The sequence below is a fragment of the Maribellus sp. YY47 genome, from assembly GCF_023111095.1.
Classification (GTDB): domain Bacteria; phylum Bacteroidota; class Bacteroidia; order Bacteroidales; family Prolixibacteraceae; genus Draconibacterium.
In genome coordinates, this window is the sequence record NZ_JALGYW010000014.1 from 104,278 (window position 1) to 123,781 (window position 19,504).

Annotated in this window: 19 protein-coding genes; 9 read left to right on the forward strand and 10 right to left on the reverse strand. The window is 43.0% G+C overall.

Going from position 1 to position 19,504, the window contains the following annotated elements:
* Window positions 1-47 precede the first annotated feature (47 nt).
* The 3 genes from MR764_RS12950 (at window position 48) to MR764_RS12960 (ending at window position 3,845) form a co-directional block, all read left to right on the forward strand.
* Entirely contained in the window at window positions 48-1,478 is a 1,431-nt protein-coding gene (locus MR764_RS12950; protein ID WP_247979846.1) for an RNase adapter RapZ, read from the forward strand.
* Window positions 1,479-1,736: 258 nt separating this feature from the next.
* The gene (locus MR764_RS12955; RefSeq protein ID WP_247979847.1) at window positions 1,737-2,447 is read left to right on the forward strand and encodes a YebC/PmpR family DNA-binding transcriptional regulator; all 711 of its coding nucleotides are present in this window, start codon (window positions 1,737-1,739) and stop codon (window positions 2,445-2,447) included.
* A 174-nt stretch (window positions 2,448-2,621) separates the two neighbouring features.
* Window positions 2,622-3,845 (forward strand): class 1 isoprenoid biosynthesis enzyme, encoded by a 1,224-nt coding sequence (locus MR764_RS12960; protein WP_247979848.1) that lies wholly within the window; start codon window positions 2,622-2,624, stop codon window positions 3,843-3,845.
* A 20-nt stretch (window positions 3,846-3,865) separates the two neighbouring features.
* Here the strand turns inward: MR764_RS12960 and MR764_RS12965 are convergent, their stop codons facing one another.
* Entirely contained in the window at window positions 3,866-4,348 is a 483-nt protein-coding gene (locus MR764_RS12965) for a glutathione peroxidase (protein WP_247979849.1), read from the reverse strand.
* 164 nt (window positions 4,349-4,512) lie between these two features.
* Here MR764_RS12965 and MR764_RS12970 point away from each other — a divergent pair, with 164 nt between their 5' ends.
* From MR764_RS12970 to MR764_RS12985, 4 genes are all read left to right on the forward strand, one after another.
* Window positions 4,513-4,836, forward strand: coding sequence for a metalloregulator ArsR/SmtB family transcription factor (locus MR764_RS12970; protein ID WP_247979850.1), 324 nt, complete (start codon window positions 4,513-4,515; stop codon window positions 4,834-4,836).
* A gap of 66 nt (window positions 4,837-4,902) precedes the next feature.
* Window positions 4,903-5,139 carry a thioredoxin family protein gene (locus tag MR764_RS12975; RefSeq protein ID WP_247979851.1) on the forward strand — a complete coding sequence of 79 codons (237 nt, stop codon included), beginning with the start codon at window positions 4,903-4,905 and terminating at the stop codon, window positions 5,137-5,139.
* A complete protein-coding gene (locus MR764_RS12980) occupies window positions 5,132-6,157 on the forward strand; it encodes a permease (protein WP_247979852.1) in 1,026 nt (341 codons plus the stop codon). Before MR764_RS12975 ends, MR764_RS12980 begins: the two co-directional genes overlap by 8 nt.
* 2 nt (window positions 6,158-6,159) lie before the next feature.
* On the forward strand, window positions 6,160-6,639 hold the full coding sequence (locus tag MR764_RS12985; protein WP_247979853.1) for a thioredoxin family protein: 480 nt from the start codon (window positions 6,160-6,162) through the stop codon (window positions 6,637-6,639).
* A 92-nt stretch (window positions 6,640-6,731) separates the two neighbouring features.
* Here the strand turns inward: MR764_RS12985 and MR764_RS12990 are convergent, their stop codons facing one another.
* From MR764_RS12990 to MR764_RS13020, 7 genes are all read right to left on the reverse strand, one after another.
* On the reverse strand, window positions 6,732-8,042 hold the full coding sequence (locus MR764_RS12990) for a DUF3570 domain-containing protein (RefSeq protein ID WP_247979854.1): 1,311 nt from the start codon (window positions 8,040-8,042) through the stop codon (window positions 6,732-6,734).
* A gap of 11 nt (window positions 8,043-8,053) precedes the next feature.
* Window positions 8,054-8,269, reverse strand: a complete 216-nt coding sequence (locus MR764_RS12995) for a DUF4266 domain-containing protein (RefSeq protein WP_247979855.1) — start codon at window positions 8,267-8,269, stop codon at window positions 8,054-8,056.
* Window positions 8,266-9,249, reverse strand: a complete 984-nt coding sequence (locus MR764_RS13000; RefSeq protein ID WP_247979856.1) for an FAD:protein FMN transferase — start codon at window positions 9,247-9,249, stop codon at window positions 8,266-8,268. The genes MR764_RS12995 and MR764_RS13000 overlap by 4 nt, the downstream gene beginning before the upstream one ends.
* Window positions 9,246-9,698 (reverse strand): thioredoxin family protein, encoded by a 453-nt coding sequence (locus tag MR764_RS13005; protein WP_247979857.1) that lies wholly within the window; start codon window positions 9,696-9,698, stop codon window positions 9,246-9,248. Before MR764_RS13005 ends, MR764_RS13000 begins: the two co-directional genes overlap by 4 nt.
* 133 nt (window positions 9,699-9,831) lie before the next feature.
* Window positions 9,832-10,722, reverse strand: a complete 891-nt coding sequence (locus tag MR764_RS13010; RefSeq protein ID WP_247979858.1) for a mechanosensitive ion channel family protein — start codon at window positions 10,720-10,722, stop codon at window positions 9,832-9,834.
* A 55-nt stretch (window positions 10,723-10,777) separates the two neighbouring features.
* The gene (locus MR764_RS13015) at window positions 10,778-12,997 is read right to left on the reverse strand and encodes an amino acid permease (RefSeq protein ID WP_247979859.1); all 2,220 of its coding nucleotides are present in this window, start codon (window positions 12,995-12,997) and stop codon (window positions 10,778-10,780) included.
* Window positions 12,998-13,072: 75 nt separating this feature from the next.
* On the reverse strand, window positions 13,073-13,423 hold the full coding sequence (locus MR764_RS13020; RefSeq protein WP_247979860.1) for a thermonuclease family protein: 351 nt from the start codon (window positions 13,421-13,423) through the stop codon (window positions 13,073-13,075).
* Between the two features lie 232 nt (window positions 13,424-13,655).
* Here MR764_RS13020 and MR764_RS13025 point away from each other — a divergent pair, with 232 nt between their 5' ends.
* Both MR764_RS13025 and MR764_RS13030 read left to right on the forward strand, forming a co-directional pair.
* Complete coding sequence (locus tag MR764_RS13025; protein ID WP_247979861.1) at window positions 13,656-15,194, forward strand: DASS family sodium-coupled anion symporter; 1,539 nt, start codon at window positions 13,656-13,658, stop codon at window positions 15,192-15,194.
* 105 nt (window positions 15,195-15,299) lie between these two features.
* Window positions 15,300-16,787 (forward strand): Gfo/Idh/MocA family oxidoreductase, encoded by a 1,488-nt coding sequence (locus MR764_RS13030; RefSeq protein ID WP_247979862.1) that lies wholly within the window; start codon window positions 15,300-15,302, stop codon window positions 16,785-16,787.
* A 196-nt stretch (window positions 16,788-16,983) separates the two neighbouring features.
* Here MR764_RS13030 and MR764_RS13035 read toward each other — a convergent pair whose 3' ends face one another.
* Together MR764_RS13035 and MR764_RS13040 are read right to left on the reverse strand one after the other, a co-directional pair.
* Window positions 16,984-18,459: a monomeric [FeFe] hydrogenase gene (locus MR764_RS13035; protein WP_247979863.1), complete on the reverse strand. Its 1,476-nt coding sequence runs from the start codon at window positions 18,457-18,459 to the stop codon at window positions 16,984-16,986.
* Between the two features lie 105 nt (window positions 18,460-18,564).
* A complete protein-coding gene (locus MR764_RS13040; RefSeq protein WP_247979864.1) occupies window positions 18,565-19,329 on the reverse strand; it encodes a hypothetical protein in 765 nt (254 codons plus the stop codon).
* Between the last annotated feature and the right edge of the window lie 175 nt (window positions 19,330-19,504).

The following is a 19,504-nucleotide window of genomic DNA, read 5'->3' on the forward strand; positions in this document are numbered from 1 at the left end:
CTTTGAATTGAAAAGTAAAATTACATTAAAAATAAATACACTCACTTTTGAATACAACCGTTAAAAACGAGCTGATAGAACTGTTTGAACACCAGTTCAATGAAAAAGTAGAAACCTTTGAAATGCTCCCTCAATCGGGTTCGTACCGCGAGTATGCCCGGATGGGAAACACAACCCGGACGGTGATTGGCGCTTTTAATAACGACGTGAAAGAGAATACAGCCTTTCTTTCATTCTCCAATCACTTGTACAATAAGGGAATAAAAGTGCCGAAGGTTTATGCGGTGAGTTCTGATTTAAAGAAATACCTGTTGCAGGACCTCGGGGATACAACGCTTTTTGGTTACCTCACTCAGGTCAGGGAAGAAGAAGGTTTTTCGGAAAATATTATCAGCCAGTACAAAAAAGTACTGACAGCGCTCCCTAAAATCCAGATCATTGCCGGAAAAGATATCGATTACTCGGTTTGTTATCCGCGTGAGGCTTTTGACAAGCAGTCGATGATGTGGGACCTGAACTATTTCAAATATTATTTTCTGAAACTGGCCAAAATTTCGTTCGACGAACAGGCTTTGGAAGATGATTTTCAGCAGTTTAGTAACTATTTGCTGAGTGCAAGCTCGAAGTATTTTCTGTACCGCGATTTTCAGTCACGGAATGTAATGCTGAAAGACGATGAAGTTTATTTTATAGATTACCAGGGCGGACGCATGGGGGCGCTTCAATACGATTTGGCCTCGCTCTTATACGATGGAAAGGCTGATATTCCGGAAAGTGTTCGGCAACAACTGTTCGATTTTTATCTCAGCGAGCTAAAAAAATACATGAAAGTGGACGAGGAGCGCTTCACTGCCTACTTCAAAGGTTTTGTGCTCATTCGTATTATGCAGGCAATGGGAGCCTATGGGTTCCGTGGCTTTTACGAGAAAAAGGAGCATTTCCTGAAGAGTATTCCTTTCGCTCTGAAAAATCTGGAAATACTTCTGAAAGACCTTCGGCTTCCGCTTGAATTACCTGAGTTGATAAGTGTTTTGAAACAACTGACCAAATCAGAAGTGTTAAAGGAAATCGGGAAATCGAAGTCTGATCTTACCGTTCGCATTACCAGTTTTTCTTTCAAAAAAGGTATTCCTGACGATCCTTCGGGTAACGGAGGAGGGCATGTTTTTGATTGCCGTGCTATTCACAACCCGGGGAGATATGAAGAATATAAAAAGCTAAGCGGAAAAGATGTGGCCGTGCAGGAGTTTTTGGAGCAAAAGTCAGAAATGGGACTGTTCCTCGAATCGGTAAAAGCATTGGTGGAACAATCGGTAAAAGTTTACCTTGAGCGCGGATTCTCTCATTTGTCGGTGAGCTTTGGTTGCACCGGCGGACAACACCGGTCGGTGTATTCGGCCGAAAAAATTGCAGAATTTCTTCAAAACAATTATCCGGTGAATGTTGTTGTAGTTCACCGTGAAAGGGATAGTTGGTGATGAGTAAAAAAGCATGTAAAAAAAAGGATTTTGAGAACAAAAAAGACGCGCTTTTTGAATGTAAAAAGTGCGGTGCTAAAGTAAAAAGTGAAGACAAGGTTTGTAAACCGAAAAAGATTGGCTGACAGTTATCGTTGTATCTTGGGGATCAGGTAGCTGACAAAAATCAAAAATGTATCAGTTTTGCCTGTAAGATCTTGGTAATTAAAAACTGAGTTTTTATTTTCGCAGCAAATTTCAAAAAATTAAAAATCATCCATGGGAAGAGCATTTGAATACCGCAGGGCAGCAAAAGAAAAACGCTGGGATAAGATGTCGAGGGTTTTTCCAAAACTCGCAAAAAAAATCACGATTGCAGCCAAAGAGGGCGGTGCTGATCCGGATATGAATCCCTCATTGCGTACAGCCATTTTGAATGCGAAGCACGAGAATATGCCGAAAGCTAACATTGATTCGGCTATCAAACGTGCCTCGGGTAAAGATGCTACCGACTATATTGAGGTGAGTTACGAAGGAAAAGGTCCGCACGGAGTACTTGTTTTTGTGGAATGTGCCACCGATAATACAACGCGCACAGTTGCCAACGTAAAAAGCTACTTTAATAAAGCCGGCGGAGGCCAGGTGCCTAACGGTTCTTTGGAATTTATGTTTTCGCGGAAAGCAGTTTTCGAATTCGATCTTCCGGAAGGAATGGAGGTGGAAGATATGGAACTGGAACTGATTGACTCCGGTTTGGAGGAAATTGAGGAGAACGAAGGCAAATATTATGCTTCGGGCGATTACACCAGTTTTGGCGAATTGGCTTCGGCATTCGAGCGACTAAATATCGAACCAAGTAAAGCGGAGTTAAGACGAATCCCTACTACTCCGGTTGAATTTACCGAAGAACAGCTCGAAGAAATTGAGAAGATGCTGGATAAACTGGAAGAAGACGACGATGTTCAGGCAGTTTACACAAACATTGCCTAATCAGCGTTATTGATAATAATTTCAAAAGAACGTATTCGTTTAAAACGGGTACGTTTTTTTTATGCGCTCGATTTACCATTCAGATCACTTCATTAACCCTAAAAAACACTGTACTCGTCTAATAAATGACAGCTGAATTTTTCTTTTGTCCTATATTCGGAGAAAACTTAACTTATGCTGCCTGTCCGTAAATACATTCGACATTTTTCGGAAATATGGGAAAACAGTCCCGGTAATTTTCCTGCTTTCTCTAAAGAATACTCATCTCAGGAAAAATTGTCAAGAGAGGCCAACTACGAACTTTTCCAGGAGAAGATAAAAGCGATGCAAAACCGAAAAGAAATAAAAGCCGCGAAAAGTGATCCCGGAGCTTCTTTCTTTCCCATGTTCAAAGCTTTTCTGGAAACGGTTTTTGATTTTGAAAAGGACCATTTGAAGGTGATTTTATCGGAGGAGTTTAAAAATGTATCCAAAGACTTTTTTTACCGGGCCCGCGAGTTTGGGCCGGAGTTGAAACCAACCGATATTTACCAGGGAATGCGGAATGTGTGGATCATGAACGGACTTCAGCTAATGATGAACATCCCTGTTAAGATTACCCCTTCGGTTTTTGCCTATTCGATGATCTACCCGTACAGCGATAATCTGTTGGACGATCCTGCAATTACCAATACCGAAAAGGAAGAGTTTTCGGAGCGTTTCAACCGTAGGTTACATGGTGAGGATGTTCATCCTGCTTCCTTTTCTGAAAGCCAGTTATTTAAATTGGTGGAAATGTTTGAAGAAGAATTTCCAAGAACGGATTTTCCGATGGTATACGAAAGTTTGTACGCTATTCAGCAGGGGCAAACCAACAGTTTAAAAATGTGTACACAAAGTGGCCTGTCGGATGAACAGATTCTTGAAATTTGTTTTGAAAAAGGAGGAGCTTCGGTTTTGGCAGATGGTTATTTGGTTGCCGGCCGGTTAACTCCCGAACAGGAGCAGGCCTTGTTTGGCTATGGTGTTTACCTGCAGCTGCTCGACGATATTCAGGATGTAAAAGAGGATGCACAGGCATCTACCAAAACCATTTTCTCCTGTCTCCCTGAAAATGATCTGGGAACTTTTGTAAACAAAACCATTCATTTTGGCCGTACTGCACTTGCCGAAATGAAATGCTTTCAGGGGAGTGAAAATGACGAGTTTATCAGTTTAATGAATCGCAGCATCGAAACCATGCTCATTGAGTCGGTAGGATTGAACGATGGTTGGTTTACACAGGAATACCTGGACGAACTGGAGCGTTTTTCACCCTTGCATTTTAGTTTTGTTCGCGAAAAAAGGGCGCAGTCCAAATCACAGCGCTTTGCTTTGTTCCAGAAATACTTTGAGTCGGCAAAACCTGCCGCAGTTTAGTGCCTGATGCTTCAATCTCTCTACTTTAAAAGTTGTTCGATATAAGGCTCCAACTTTTCCGGTTTGGTAATGGGAGCAAAGCGTTTCACCGGTTTACCGTTTTTGTCGATCAGAAACTTTGTAAAATTCCATTTGATCTTACTTCCGAGTACACCACTTAATTCTTTTTTCAGGTATTTAAAAATTGGGTGTGCCTCTTCTCCGTTGACGTCTACCTTCGAAAACATCGGAAACGAAACGCCGTAATTGATCAGGCAGCCTTCCGAAATTGATTTTTCATCTCCGGGCTCCTGGTTTCCAAACTGGTTGCAGGGAAAACCGAGAATCACCAGGCCGTTGTCTTTGTGTTTTCTGTATAAATTTTCCAGACCTGCGTATTGCGGAGTAAAACCACACTTGCTGGCAGTGTTCACCACTAAAATGGTTTTTCCTTTAAAGTCTTCCATTGGAACCTCCTTGCCTTGAAGACTGTTGGCTTTGAATTGATAAAAATTGTTTTCCATGGTTAAATTGTTTTATGTTGTTTTAAATATATCGTGCGCAATCCAAATGTAGAAATTTGATTGTATGTCGCATGCGATATAAGTTGGTGCCAACTCAAATTAATGGATAATTAATCGTTAAAAAGCGTTGATTTTGAAATGCAAATTCAAAATAGTTCGTATTTTTGCGAACAACGAACAAGCTGATCATGATGGAAGTAAAAATAATTTCAGACGAACAACAAAAACTGGCGCGGTATTCCAAAGCCCTAGGTCACCCTATCCGTGTTTATGTAATGCAGTTGCTTGGGCAACAAGCCTGCTGTTACAGTGGCGATTTAAGCGAAGAGTTACCGGTTGCAAAGTCAACACTATCGCAGCATTTGAAAGAACTCAAAGATGCCGGATTGATCCAGGGTGAAATTGAAGCTCCAAGAATAAAATACTGCGTTAATAAAGAGAATTGGAAAGAAGCGCAGGAATTATTCAAAACCTGTTTCAAAATCTGAAAAAAATTTAGAGCGATAGTTCGTGTTTTTGCGAACTACGAATAGAAATTAATTATACAAATCACAATGGAAATAAAAGTATTAGGTACAGGTTGTGCCAAGTGTAAAAAACTCGAAGAGCTGACCCGCAATGTGGTTGCTGAAATGGGAGTGGAAGCTACTATTGAAAAGGTAGAGGATATCTACAAAATTATGCAATTCGGAGTGATGAGAACTCCCGGGTTGGTGGTGAACGGAAAAGTAGTTCTTTCTGGTAAACTTCCAGGAACCAGTGAGTTAAAGGAGCTGTTGGAAAATGCGTGATCGTTTTAAAATACTGCTCTGGCCATTTGTGCTTTTGGCGCTGTGGATTCTGATTTACAACAACCTGCATGAAATTGCCGATCTTGTCGTTTACCGGCTGATGGGACTAAAAGAGGGAACACATCTGACAGAATCGATTTGGTTCTTCATTTTTGAAGTTCCCAAAGTAATGCTTTTACTTGTGTTGATTGTGTTTATCGTTGGGGTGATCAGAAGTTGGTTCTCGGCCGAGAAAACGCGCAAGGCGCTCGAAGGTAAATCATTGTTTGCCGGAAATGTGATGGCTTCGGTACTGGGGATTTTGACTCCGTTTTGTTCCTGTTCAGCCATTCCTTTGTTTTTAGGTTTTGTGGAAGCCGGCATCCCCATCGGAGTCACTTTTTCTTTTTTAATTGCGGCTCCCCTGATCAACGAAGTGGCGCTTATCTTGCTTGCAGGTTTATTTGGATGGAAAGTAGCTGTAATTTATGTGGTTACCGGCTTAACCATTGCCATCGTTTCAGGTTTTGTGATTGAAAAGCTGAAGTTGCAGAAATACGTGGCCGACTGGGTATTCCAGGTAAAAGCCAATCATGCTGCAATGGAAGAACAGGAATTAACTTTAGCGGATCGGATACAGGTGGGATTTGACACGGTAAAGGAAATTGTGGGCAAAATCTGGATCTATATCCTGATTGGAATTGCAGTTGGCGCCGGTGCGCATGGTTATGTTCCTGAAGATTACCTGGCCCGCATTATGGGAGAAGGAAGCTGGTACGCCGTGCCGCTTGCTATTTTGCTGGGAGTTCCGCTCTATTCGAATGCTGCCGGTATTATTCCAATCGTGGCGGTTTTGATGGAGAAAGGAGTTACGCTGGGAACCGCACTGGCATTTATGATGTCGGTAATCGGCTTGTCGCTTCCCGAAATAATTATCCTGAAAAAAGTGCTGAAGTGGCAGTTTATTGCCATTTTTGTTGCAATTGTAGCCACTGGAATTACAATGGTTGGATTTTTATTTAATCTTCTGCATTTATAGTCATGGTTCGAAAACACGGTTTCCTTGTTGTCATGATCCTGCTGGTGGGCGCTTTGCTGATCTTGTTGTTCAACAAGGAGAAACTGTACGATTATATCTCCGGCGAAATGCAACAACAGAATTCGGAACAGGCAAAATTCGAAGCCAAACAGTTCATCGAATCCAATTATAATTATGCTGAAAACGGAAAGGATCTTGAGTTTTCCCTGCTTCAGTTTAAATCCTCCGGGTGTACCATTTGCAAACAGATGGAACCGGTTCTGGAAGAAATCAAAAACTGGAACGGGGCAAAAGTAAATATTCAGGTTTTTCAGGTGTTGAATCCTGACAGCCAGGAAATGATGAAGTATTTTGGAATTTCTACTATTCCGATGCACATTCTCCTGGATAAAAACGGGCAGGAATTCTCCCGTAACTACGGGTTTATTTCTGCAGACGATCTAAAATCCCGATTTCTGAAAAATAAACAGGCTAATAATTAAAAGACCAGTGTTGAATGAGTTCATTCGCTTTTATGGTGCAATAAAATACATCTTTGCTTCCGTTATACGAATGAACTCAAACTATATTCAGATTAATCATCAAAAACAAATTTTACTCCGAGCGAGAACATCGAAGCGCTAAACTTCGAGTCGCGGTCGTATTTGTTGTATTTCAAATCGATACTTTTCAGACCAAACTTGTAAATGTGTTTGCTGGTAAATACATCGGTATACGAGACGCCCAATCCAAAATTGTTGGAATTAAATTTCGACAAATCGTAATCCGAGGTATAGTACTGTTCGGTAGACAAATGTTGATTGTACGGCGCAAAGTAATCAGCTGCCGTTTGGTCGTAATACCGGTACGAAGGATAGATCGTGAATTTATCCGTGATCTTTACCGGGATTTCGATGCTTGCGGTGTTGGACGTAATTCCCCAGTCGTCGAAATAATAGCGGTAATAGGTTCTGATCGTTACCCGCTCGTTCACAAAGTAATTTAAACGGCCTCCCAAGGCGGTTTTAAAGCGCGAATTTGGCAAATGCTCAATCCCTTCGGCCAGATGGAAATTCTCGGCAAAAGCATCCTCTACATCGCTAAAATAGACTCGGTGAAAGGGTGTCGACAGCAAACCATCCTGTAAGATAAAATCAGCCGACAAATAGGCATTCATCCGGGAAGAGAGTATTTGCGAAAATCCAAAACCCGCCGAATAGGAATTCCTGCCTTTACTGGTTATTTCGTTGAACTCTGGATTGTAGTTTCCCTGAATCTGGATCCCCTGAATCAACTGATTGCCGGGCGTTCCTCCAATCATCGAAGGGCGCAATTCAATGGGATAAATCAAACTCCAGGTATCGATGTATACGTTCCCGTGCAGCGAGAACTCTGTGTTTTTTTCGTTAAACAGCCAGGTGTACGATCCGCCGCCACCCACCGAAGTATAATCGAACTCGGCAGAAAACGAAAGATCGGCCGACCAAATGCGGTTGCGGTCGTCGGAGCTGTGACTGTAACCGATAATTCCGTTTATCCAGACATCGCTTTTGGAAGCGCCGCTGCTTGCCACAAAAGGATCGGCGGGCTTTTTGCCGTCAAACGGATCGATATTACTCGACGAGGCCGATGAGTATGCCGAAATATTTGCATTAATGGTAAGTACATCGTCGTCGTTTAACGGAACACTCACAACAATGGTAGGAGAGAGGTCCTGCAGTTCTTCCGTTCCTTTTCCGCCGGTAACCGCTGCATTTTCCCCGCTTTGCTCATAATAATTCATGAGAAATTCGACCTCGGCATTCTCCAATACCCTTTTTTTATACTCCCCGTTATTTTCGGAATCCGTTTGTGCGAACAATGCTCCGGAAAGGAGGATCAAAAAAATACTCAGTAATACTTTCATACTTCTAAAATTTAGTTACACCCACATCCTCCGCCGGTTTTGCCTCCGTTGGCTCCCGATGCTGCTTCGCGGTACGATTGAAAACTATTTTGAAATTTGTCGATCGAACGTTGGGTCAGTGCCATGTCCGGATCGTTGATGTTCACCTTTTCGTACTCTTTCAGCACCGTACACGAGCTAAAAAGCAAAAGGCCTGCACCCATCAGTAGCAATAGTCTTTTTCTCATTCTGTCTCAATTTTTATATTTTTTGATTGATGGATGTTTCCCTGTTCATCCACAATAATGCATTCAATGTTGGGCAACTGGTTAATGCGGTCGATTCCCACGTCGATTCCCATTACAAAGATGGAAGTGGCCAGCGCATCGGCCAGCTCGGCTTTCGGTGCAAATACGGTGGCACTGATGATCCCCGTTGCGGGATATCCGGTTCTGGGGTCTATGATGTGGGCGTATCGTTTCCCGTTAAAGCTTACATATTTTTCGTAATCGCCCGATGTAACCACTGCTCCGTGTTCAATGGGAAGCAAGGCAAATGCCTTGTTTTTGTCCATCGGATTGGTGATGGCTACCATCCAGTCTTCTCCGTTGGGTTGTTTTCCCCAGGTATTCATGTCGCCCGAGGCATTAATAATCCCGGCAATCACGCCTTTTTGTATCAGAAGATCTTTGGCTTTGTCGGCAGCATAACCTTTTCCGATGGCGCCAAAACCGATTTTCATTCCCTCTTTTTTCAGAAAGACAGTTGAATTAGTTTCATCCAAAACAATGTTCTGATAACCGACTTTTGAAACAGAGGCTTTTATCGATTCTTCCGAAGGCATTTCTTTCATACTTCCGTCAAATTTCCATATGCGATCCATCGACGCATAAGTAATGTCGAATGCGCCGTCGGTTAATTTCGAAATTCCGATAGCTCTCTTTATCAGGTTGAAAAGTTCGGGTGAAACTTTTACCGCTTTCTTCCCGGCTGCAGTATTTACTGCCGATGTTTCGGAATCGGGATCCCACGATGAAATCAATTTTTCGATACGCGTAATTTCCGCAACAGCCAGATCAATAAATTGGTTGGCTTCTGTTTCGTTGTTGGCCACAACCGTAATCTCGAAGCGGCTGCCCATTAACTTTAGCGTACGCTTAAAGGGCTGGTTGGCCAGAGCAAATCCGGCCAGCGAAACAAATAATATGGCCAGAGCAAATCGCATCATCTTTTACTGATTGATACCAGGTGCTCGATGTATTCTTTGGGTGAAAGCTTTTTGTACCCTGTTTCTCCGAGTATTTTCCCGGTTTTGTCGAGTACGGCAACAAAAGGAAAGAAACCTTTCGAGTTGTATTTTTCGGCCAGCTGCTTGTTGAATTTAACCTGTTCGCTGTCGGGTTGATTTTCTTTTTTTCTCGGAAAATCGGCTTTGTAGACTACCAGGTGATCGGCAGCGTACGTTTTAAACTCATCTGAACTCCAGATTTCCTTTTCCAGTTTCATACACGGTGCACACCAGTCGGAACCCTGGAAAATGAGTAATATGTTTTTATTTTCTGCGGCTGCCTTTTCTTTTATTTTCTCAAAATCAGTAGTCTTGTTTTGCGCAGAAAGCGTGAGTGTGAAAAGCAGAAATAGAAAACTGATCAAAACTCCGGTTTTTTTGAATTGCATTGTCAGTTGTATTAAGTGAATGATTTTAAAGAAATTTTGTTCATATAAACCCCGCAACAGATGAATTGTTCTGTCGAAACCGGAATTTAACGTTTGTTAGCGGTAGTGAGTTATGTGAAACAAAAGGTGGAAATTATTCGCCGGCGGTATAAAAACGTGTGGTTGGATAGGCGAATTGAATGTCTTTTTCGGAAGCAAAAGCTTTCAGAATCCTTTGCCAGATTTGGTTTTCAGATCCTCTTCGTGTACGGGGATTACAGAGGTAACGAACAGTGAGCCGAACGCCGTATTCCTTTACCGACGTATAAACGATGGGAGTGAGGTGCTTGTAATAAATCATGTAATTCTTGCTGGCCTCAAGTATTTCCTTTTTAGCCTTTACCGGAATATCTTCTGCCAGTTCGTTGATGATCTCTTCAAGAATGATCTTTGCTTTTTCCCAGTTACTCTCAAACGTTATGTTCACTTTTATTTCATTCCAGATGTATTCAAATCCGGCGCTGTAGTTGGCTTGTGGTTCCAGAAAAACCTTTCCGTTGGGAATGTGCACGATTCTTCCCGTGCTTTGGTCGGCTTCCACCCAGTTCCCAATTTCGAGGATCGTAAACTGAAACAGACGGATATCGATAACATCTCCGATATAGCTGGCCACCTGCACCCGGTCTCCCACATTAAATGGTTTCCTGAAAATGATAAAAAGCCAGCCGGCAAGGTTGGTGAGCGGGTCTTTTAGCGCAATGGCAATACCGGCGGTAAATAAGCCCAGAAAAGTTCCAAACTCCTCGAAAGCTTTTATCCATACGGCTGCGACCATTAAAAGTCCGATGAAAGGCAGGGTCATGGAAAGTGATCTTTTCCACTGGTAACGCACTTTAACATCTTCCGTGCGCCGCCAAACCACTTTTAGGATCGCTAAACGCACCACCGACAAGAAAACGATGATCAAAACCGAAACGATCACTTTGCTGAACGTCTCGGCATTTAACCCAATATGATGCGTTATAAACTCGTTAATTTGATTCATGAGCAGTTTCGCTTTACTAAGTTTAATTTACAAAAAGCCTGACTAATTTGCCGAACTATTCAATGGCTTTCTGATTCTTGGAATGCACAAACAATACGGTACCGAGGTCATCGTATCCCTTAAACAGGTCTTCTCTTTCATGTTTCACCAGTTCTTCGCGCAAACCAATCAGGGTAAGACCGGCTTTACTGGAGTGTTCGGCAATGATTCTCCGGGAAGACACTCCGGCGGGTTGCAAAATCACTTTTACGTTTTTCTCGTTGATGGGCAAGCGTCCCAGTATAATCAGATTTTTAAGTTCGGTTTTGGTCGAACTCAATTCATTTTCCTTGCACAACGCGAAGATTTTGATTTCGGTCTTTTTTAACTCCGGATGGCCCAGAATAATAAAACTCAGCAAAATCATAAGGTTGGAGTTTTCAGTATCCAGCGAATTGATCCAGATATGAATGCCGTTTCGCATGTTCATGGGTTTTTCCGAACAGGCCAGAATACAAATGTCGAACCGGCCACTGTTGACCAATGCAAAGTTTTCAATCACTTTTTTCAGGTTGTCGGGCTGCTCCTTGTCGTATTCAAAAATAACCATGTTGTTTTCCATTCCGGCAATGCCCGGAATCTGGATGGCCTGCGATATAGCCGAAGTGTAGGATGGAGAAATGATGGTATCTACATAAACAAAGTTGTCTACTTCGTTGATGGCTTCCAATATTTCACCCAGCTTTTTCTCTGCTTCTTTCACGGTATTTTTAGAGTAATAATCTTCAATTAAATGGAGGTAGGTGCCAAAGCCGTATTTGTATGAAATCCAGTTGAGCAGTTGAAAAGCTTTGTTTTTATGAATGGGCTTGTTTGAGATGCAGATGGCACTGGGGCGCCATTCCTGTTGCATAACTTTTGAACGTTTCTTTTGCAACATGATCTGTATGTCGCGGTTCAGCTGAAAAATGGCATTGGCAAAAATCGAGGCAAAACCTTTCCGGTGTTTGTGGTAGTGGTTCACATACAGGTAAACCAGGGTCATTACAACAATGGCAAGCAGGGCGTAAGTGGTACTTATTTTAAACATTACCCAAACCGAAACCAGAAAACCCACCAGTGAAATGTACCAGCGCGATTTAAAAGTTGGCCGGTACGATGGCGACGAACCGAAATGATTCAGGAAGGAAATTAAGCAGAGCGAACCATAGGTTACCATAAAAAACATGGAAATAATAGATGCTACTGCGTTTACGTTCCCCAGCGCCACAAACACAAAGGCGATTACTGAAGTGACCAGTGAAGCGTGTTTCGGTTCATTGTCTTCGGGATTTCCGGCAGAAAGCCAGGTATTTATTTTCTTCGAAGGAAAAGCTTTGTCTAAAGCCAGCGCCTGCAAAGTTCTCGGAGCCACCATAAACGAACCCAGCGCCGAAGAAAAAGTGGAGGCTGCCAACCCGAGCGGAATTACCACCGCTCCTGCTATGGCAATGTCTCCCATAACCAGTTGCTTGTTTAATAAATCCTCGACAGAAGCAGAACCGGCGAGTTTAAAAATCACAAAAAAGTAAATAATCATTCCGGAAAACGTGGCCAGAATCGTTCCAAGTGGAATCGATTTTGATGGCTTTTTTAAATCGCCGGAAAGACCAACACCTGCGGTCATGCCGGTAAAAGCAGGAAAAATAATCGCAAACACCAGGAAAAAGCTTTCCGGGTTACGGAATTTACTGTCAGCTAACGAATAGTCGACATTGGCAGCGTGGCTTGTACTTCCCATGAAAAACAGGATCAGTGAAATAAAAAGAATTCCTACTACAACATAGAGTGCTTTTACGCCCAGGTTGGCACCTTTTTTTACGATCATAACTGCCAATCCGAACATCACCGGCAAACTAATGACCTGCCGGGGTAAAATAAAATCATACGTTTTGGCCAGGAAGTCAAAGAAGAATTCAAAGGCTTCGGTAAATGCAATGATATAGAATGCCACACTAATGGCCTGCGAAAAGAACAGCGCAATACCGATAGTTGCACCGATATTCAGCCCAAACGACCGCGAAATAATAAAATACTCACCGCCGCCTTCCACACGTTTGTTGGTGGCAATTTCGGAGATTGCCAAAGCAGTTGGAATGGTTACCAGGTGCCCCAGCAGGATAATGATTACGACTCCCCAGAAACCGAGTGTTCCTACGGCAAATCCAAAACGCAGGAAAAGAATAGCTCCGAGAATGGTGGAAATAGCCGTGAAAAATACGGGTGCAGTGCCAAATTGTTTTGTCTGGTTTATCATAAAAGAATCTTTCTGGTATTATTATAAGTCCGATCGAATATAAAATGTTTTCCGGTATATCCGTAATTTCAGCGATTAATATTCTGCCACTACTGCCAGTCCTTTCGCTACTAGATCGTCGTTTAAAGTCACCGGACTGTCAGAAAATCGAATAATGCCGATATAACGGCCGAATTTGCCCACATCTTTGTTGGTTTCAACAATTACTTCGTAGTTGTTGTCTTCCATGCGCTGCACCACATATTCTTTGGCTTCCATCCCTTTTTTGTATTCTTCGCTGTCACGTTTAACGTTGTAGGTTTCGGGAGTATTTATTCCGCGAAGCCGGATACGTTGAAGCGTGGTAATTTTAAATCCGAGATCGATCACCAGATCCATCGTGTCGCCGTCTACAACGCGGTCGACTTTTGTATGATAAGTATACATGATGACGGTTTTTGTATGATTTGATTTCTAACACATAATTTACATCAAGATAAGGAATGTGCGGATAAATCGTAAATTTTAAACCAAAAGAAATCGCAATTCTTTCCGGTGTCTGTTATGTCGTAAAGGTGTATTTTCCCGGATAGCGCAAATTTAAAATTGTTTTAATGCCGTACTTGATGTGGCGCTTTTCTTTTGCTAACTTACGGCAAATCAAACTGAATGATCTGCCATGCCAAATCTTGCTGAACCCGTCAAAAGGAAATCGTCTGTTCTATCGTTGATAATACCGCCGCTGATTAGTTTGTGCATAATATTATTTGCAGACCTTGAACCCGGAAATCCCCGGATAACTTATTGTTTTGCCATTGCAGTACTGATGGCTGCCTGGTGGATTACAGAAGCAGTGCCTTTAGCGGTTACTGCCTTATTACCGGTAGCCTTGTTTCCGCTTTTCGGGGTGGTAGATGGAAAAACAGTGTCGGCTATCTATTTTAATCATCTTATCTTTCTGTTTATTGGCGGATTTCTGATGGCTTTTGCGATGCAACGCTGGAATTTGCATCGTCGCATTGCATTGCGGATTCTGATTCTTTTTGGTATCAGTCCGGGAAGAATACTGCTGGGATTTATGTTGGCCACTTCCATTTTGTCGATGTGGATGTCGAATACCGCAACAGCCATGATGATGGTACCGATTGCCTTATCGATTATTTTGAAATTGGAGGAAAGCCTGGGGGAAAAGAAAATGGGGAAGTATGCGATCGGATTACTACTGGGCATAGCTTACGCATCTTCTATTGGTGGAATTTCGACGTTGGTGGGGACACCACCGAATTTGTCGTTTGCCCGGATTGTTAGTATCATTTTCCCTGAAATGACAGAAATTTCATTTGCCGACTGGTTTATTTTTGCGCTTCCGGCTACTGTCTTGTTGTTCCTACTGGCGTGGCTGATTTTATTTGTGATGTACAAACCCAAAGAGAGCTGGAAAAAAATTCACATCGATCAATTTCGTGAAGAATATGAAGCACTTGGGAAAGCCCGAAAGGAGGAGAAAATTGTTCTTATTTTATTTATCGCGCTCGCTTTTTTATGGATATTTCGTTCCGGTTTTAGCATTCAGTCGTTTGAGATCCCCGGTTGGGCGAAATTGTTTAAAAATCCGGCATACATTAACGACGGAACGGTAGCCATATTCATGGCGGTTTTGCTTTTTATTCTTCCGGCGCCCTCTGAAAAAGGCGAACGCATAATGAACTGGGAAACGGCACGAAAAATTCCCTGGGACATCGTGCTGTTGTTCGGCGGCGGCTTTGCTTTGGCTCAGGGATTCGTAGAGTCAGGCCTTTCGCTTTGGTTTGGTGAACAGATGGCAGGCCTGGCCGATGTACAGCCCATTGTACTAACCTTTGCCAACGTTACCATGATGTCGTTCCTGACTGAATTAACATCAAACACGGCTACTACCGAAATGATTTTGCCTATTCTTTCAGGGCTTTCTACCAGTATCGAAGTAAATCCCTTATTGTTGATGATCCCGGCAACCCTTGCTGCTTCTCTTGCATTTATGTTGCCGGTGGCCACACCGCCTAATGCTATTATTTTCGGAACCAACCGGATAAAGGTAAAAGATATGGTCCGTACCGGTTTTTTACTAAATCTGGCCGGGATTATCGTTGCAACACTCGTCATGTATTTTTGGGGTACAACTGTATTTCATATCGATGTTTCTGTTTTTCCCGAATGGGCTACGGTTCCTCTAAAGTGACGGCTGGCTAAAATTTGGATATTTTTCATGTTAAATAGTGATCTTTAGAAAAAAATTAATAAGTTTGAGATCTATTCTGTATAATATCTATAATCAATTAATGCAATGAGTACTAATCGTAGAACATTCTTGAAGCATATTGGTCTGGGGGCCGGTGTTGCTGCAACTACTCCTTTGATGACTTCGTGCAGCACGGCTTCGGACGAGGAAAAGGCAAAATTCATCCGCGAATCGGCTGAACGTGTGCCTGCTATGAACTTTAACATGTGTGGCTATGCGGCTCCAAAACTCGAAAAAGTGCGGGTAGGTTTTGTTGGGATCGGCGACCGAGGTTCGGGTGCTGTACAACGTATGACTTACATCGACGGAGTTGAAATTGTGGCCTTGTGCGATGTGAGACAGTCGGCTGTTGACGGAGCGCAAAAAATTCTGGCCGATGCCGGTTTGCCAAAAGCTAAAGAATATGTGGGCAGCGAAACCGAATTTAAAAAACTGGCAGCTGATGGTATTTGCGATTTAATTTATACCGCTACTCCGTGGGAATGGCACGTGCCCGTTGGTATCGCAGCTATGGAAGGTGGAGCACACGCTGCACTTGAAGTTTCGGCAGCCAAAACAATGGATGAGTGCTGGCAGATGGTTGAGACCTCGGAGCGTACGAAAAAGCATTGCGTTATCCTTGAAAACTGTTGCTACGATTTCTTTGAGTTACTCACCTTAAATATGGTGCGTCAAGGCGTTTTTGGTGATTTGATTCACGGAGAAGGTGCCTACATTCACGATCTGGATTACTGGCATTTCAATAAACCGCAGGACGAAAAAATGACCGATGGCGCTTATTACAAAATGTGGCGTCTGCACGAAAACACCAGACAGGCTAACGTATATCCAACTCACGGTTTAGGACCTATTTGTCAGGCGATGAACATCAATCGTGGCGATAAAATGGATTACCTGACGGCCATGATTTCGGAAGATTTTACCCTGAAAAACAGAATAGAAGAAAAGGCAAAAGAAGATCCGTTCTTTGAACAATTTGTTGGTCAGAAAATGCGTGGGAACATGGACCTGCAAATGATTAAAACCAACAAAGGAAGAACGATCCTGATTCAACACGATATTTCATCACCTCGTCCGTATTCAAGAATTCATATGTTGAGCGGAACCAAGTGTTTTGCACAAAAATGGCCGTTGCAGCATATTGCTTTCGGACACAATGTAGTTGATGATGCCAAAATGAAGGAACTGGAAGAAAAATATACTCCGGAAATTGTTCGCAGAGTAGGAGAAATGGCCAAAAAAGTTGGCGGACACGGTGGTATGGACTTCATTATGGACTGGCGACTGATTGATTGTTTGCGCAACGGGCTTCCGGTTGATATGGATGTTTACGATGCAGCAGCCTGGAGTTGTATCACTCCGCTTAGCGAGTGGTCGATTGCCAATGGTTCAAAACCAATCGATATACCTGACTTCACTCGCGGAGCATGGAAAACCAATAAACCGGTTCAACCAGACTTCTCTGCCGGAGGAGGAAACACTAAAGTACGGAATTTAACAGATGCGAACGCTGAAGGACAGCTAAGCGTATAGTAGTATAATTTTCATAGATTTAATTAAGCCGTTTCCATTTGGGAGCGGCTTTTTATTTGCTGTCCGATAAGGTTATCGAATGGTTCTTCTTTATGGTTTTCCCTGAAATTAAGCAAACGAAATACTTCCCCGGAAAGAGGTTGGGATGAGATATCATTTCCAGATAAAAATCAGGCTTGATACTGTCTGTGTTCCCCTATTTCAGGTTTACATTAAACAGTTTCCGGTTTCCGGCTAATTCGCCTAACGATGCCGGACCATTGATACAACCTCCTTCGCAACACATCACTTCAATAAAATTGGCAGGCGCTTTACCTTTGGCGTAGGCTTTTAGCATGCCCAGCGCTTTTTTGTCGATGCCGTTAATCGCCAGTTCATTGATTTGGATGTCGGGACGTTCTGCTTTTACCGCTGCAGCTACACCTCCCGATAATGCAAAACCGCGATCGAGCGTTTTGGAGTTGGTTCTGTTTTCGTTGTCTGCCAGCTTGCCGAGGTCAATATCCAGCGCCACAATCATTGCGTTGAGTTCTTCAAACGACATCACGAAATCTACTTTTTCGTTTTTCCGGGCTTCTTTGCGTTTACCAATACAGGGGCCGATAAACACGGTTTTTGTTCCCGGGTATTCGCTTCGGGCAATATCTGCCGCATACATCATGGGCGAAGGAGTGTCGGAAACAAAAGGACGAAGTCCCGGCACGTGCTTGTCAACGGCTTCCACATAGCTTGGGCAACAACTGGTGGTCATAAACGACTGGCCGCTTTCCATGCGTTCTTCAAATTCTGCCGATTCGTGAATAACGGTTTGCCTTGCCCCATCGGCAACTTCCACCACTTCGTTAAAGCCAATTTCCTTTAGCAGGCTTTCAATCTGCCCGGTAGTCAGGTTAAACTGTCCGTGTATCGACGGTGCAAACATCGCTGTAATGTGTTCTTCGTTGCGGATGGCCATCATCACGTCGATGATCTGACTAACTTCAAAAATACTTCCAAACGGACAAGCTACAAGACATTTTCCGCAGTAGATGCACTTTTCATCGTCGATCCGTTCAACGCCAAATTCGTCTTTCGAAATGGCGCCCACAGGGCAAGCAGCTTCACAGGGAATCGGAACATGAATAATGGCGTGGTACTGGCACTGATTTTTGCAAATTCCGCAGTTGATACAGCTTGACGGGTCAATTTTTGCCTGACCGTTTTGCATGCTCACTGCGCCTTTGGGGCAATTCATAATACAAGGGCGGGCAACACAACCGCGGCATAAATTACTTACCACATACTGTGCTTTTACACAACTGGTGCAGGCCTCGTCAACCACTGTCAGGATTTCGTTTTTTAGCGACTGGCGTTCTTTGGCCTGTTCAGCATAATAACGCAAGGGAACAAGCTCGTCTTTCTCGTCGTCGACTGTAAATCCGAGTAGCGGAAACATTTTGTATTTGATAACCGCTCTTTCCTTGTGGATACAACAACGGTGTTGTGCAGGTTTTTTCTTCGGGGCCATTTTAATCGGAATACGGTCGATTTCGTCTTCCAGCCGGCCATCGGCAAAAAGTTGTACAATCTGACGTAATAATTCTCTGCGAATGATGTGTGTGTTGCTTGTATAACCCATTTCCCTGCTTTGATTTTGAAGTCGCAAAAGTAGCATTTTTAGTGCTTCTTCCATATGAATACGACATTTGAGGGCACTAGTTAAGAATCGGTTAACGAAGTGTATTTTTATGTCTTAAAAAAAGCGCATATAAGACTTAAAAGACTGTTTTTCTATTGTTTAAAAATGTTGAACCAAAGCTGATCTCCACCAGGCAAAATGAGTGGATTCCAGTTCTTCCTGACCGGGGAACGGATAGAACAGATAATGATCCCGTTCGCCGATAAAAAAGCCATCCTCAATGGTTCGGTAGGGGAGTTCGCTGTGTCGTTCCCGGAGAACGGTTTTGGTCAGTCGCTGCGAAGTTTCATTCAGTTTTATCAAGCACTCGCGCAGGTGTGCGGGATTTCTGTAAGGCAGGTTCTGGATGGGCAATGTCGGATCGTTCGCCAGCTGGTTCAATTGAAGCTCGACAAAGAAAAGTTTGGGAACAGCCACCGGCCTGGAACCGTCGGTTAAGTACTGAATAAACTCGGGAGGATTAAGCTTGCTTGCTACCATGGTTGAAAACGGATTGTACTGCTGATACAGGTGAATGTCTTTTTTGCTTTTTGCTACATAGTCGGTAGCCTGTATTTCCAGTACTTTCCCATCATCGGTGGCCAGGTACAGGTTTTTCAAGGCTTCAAGCGGAATGGCTTCAAAAACACGGTAAATCGATAAATAAACCGATCGTTTGGGTTCACCGTTTTCATAGGGTACAAGTTTTTCCTTTACATAATCCAAAGGGAGGTTTACTTTAGCGGGATCAATTTCAAAATACACCGACTGCGCCCGAAGATTTTTCTTTGTCCCGACTGCCAAATAGTTTCCAAATTCGACAGGCCCCAGATGAGAGGCAATGAGCGATTCGGGAGTAGCAACCAGGTAGTAATGACTTTTCATGGCTATGAATTTTAGTTAGTTGATACTGTAGTCTCATTTGAACCTCTGAAACAAGATGTACAAATGCAACTGTGTTTACGAAAATGGGGTGGGCGGGGTTAGAGAAATGTTGCGGCATGTAATTTCAAACCAAAGAAAAAGCCACTTCCGGGTAAAGAAGTGGCTTTTATATCTT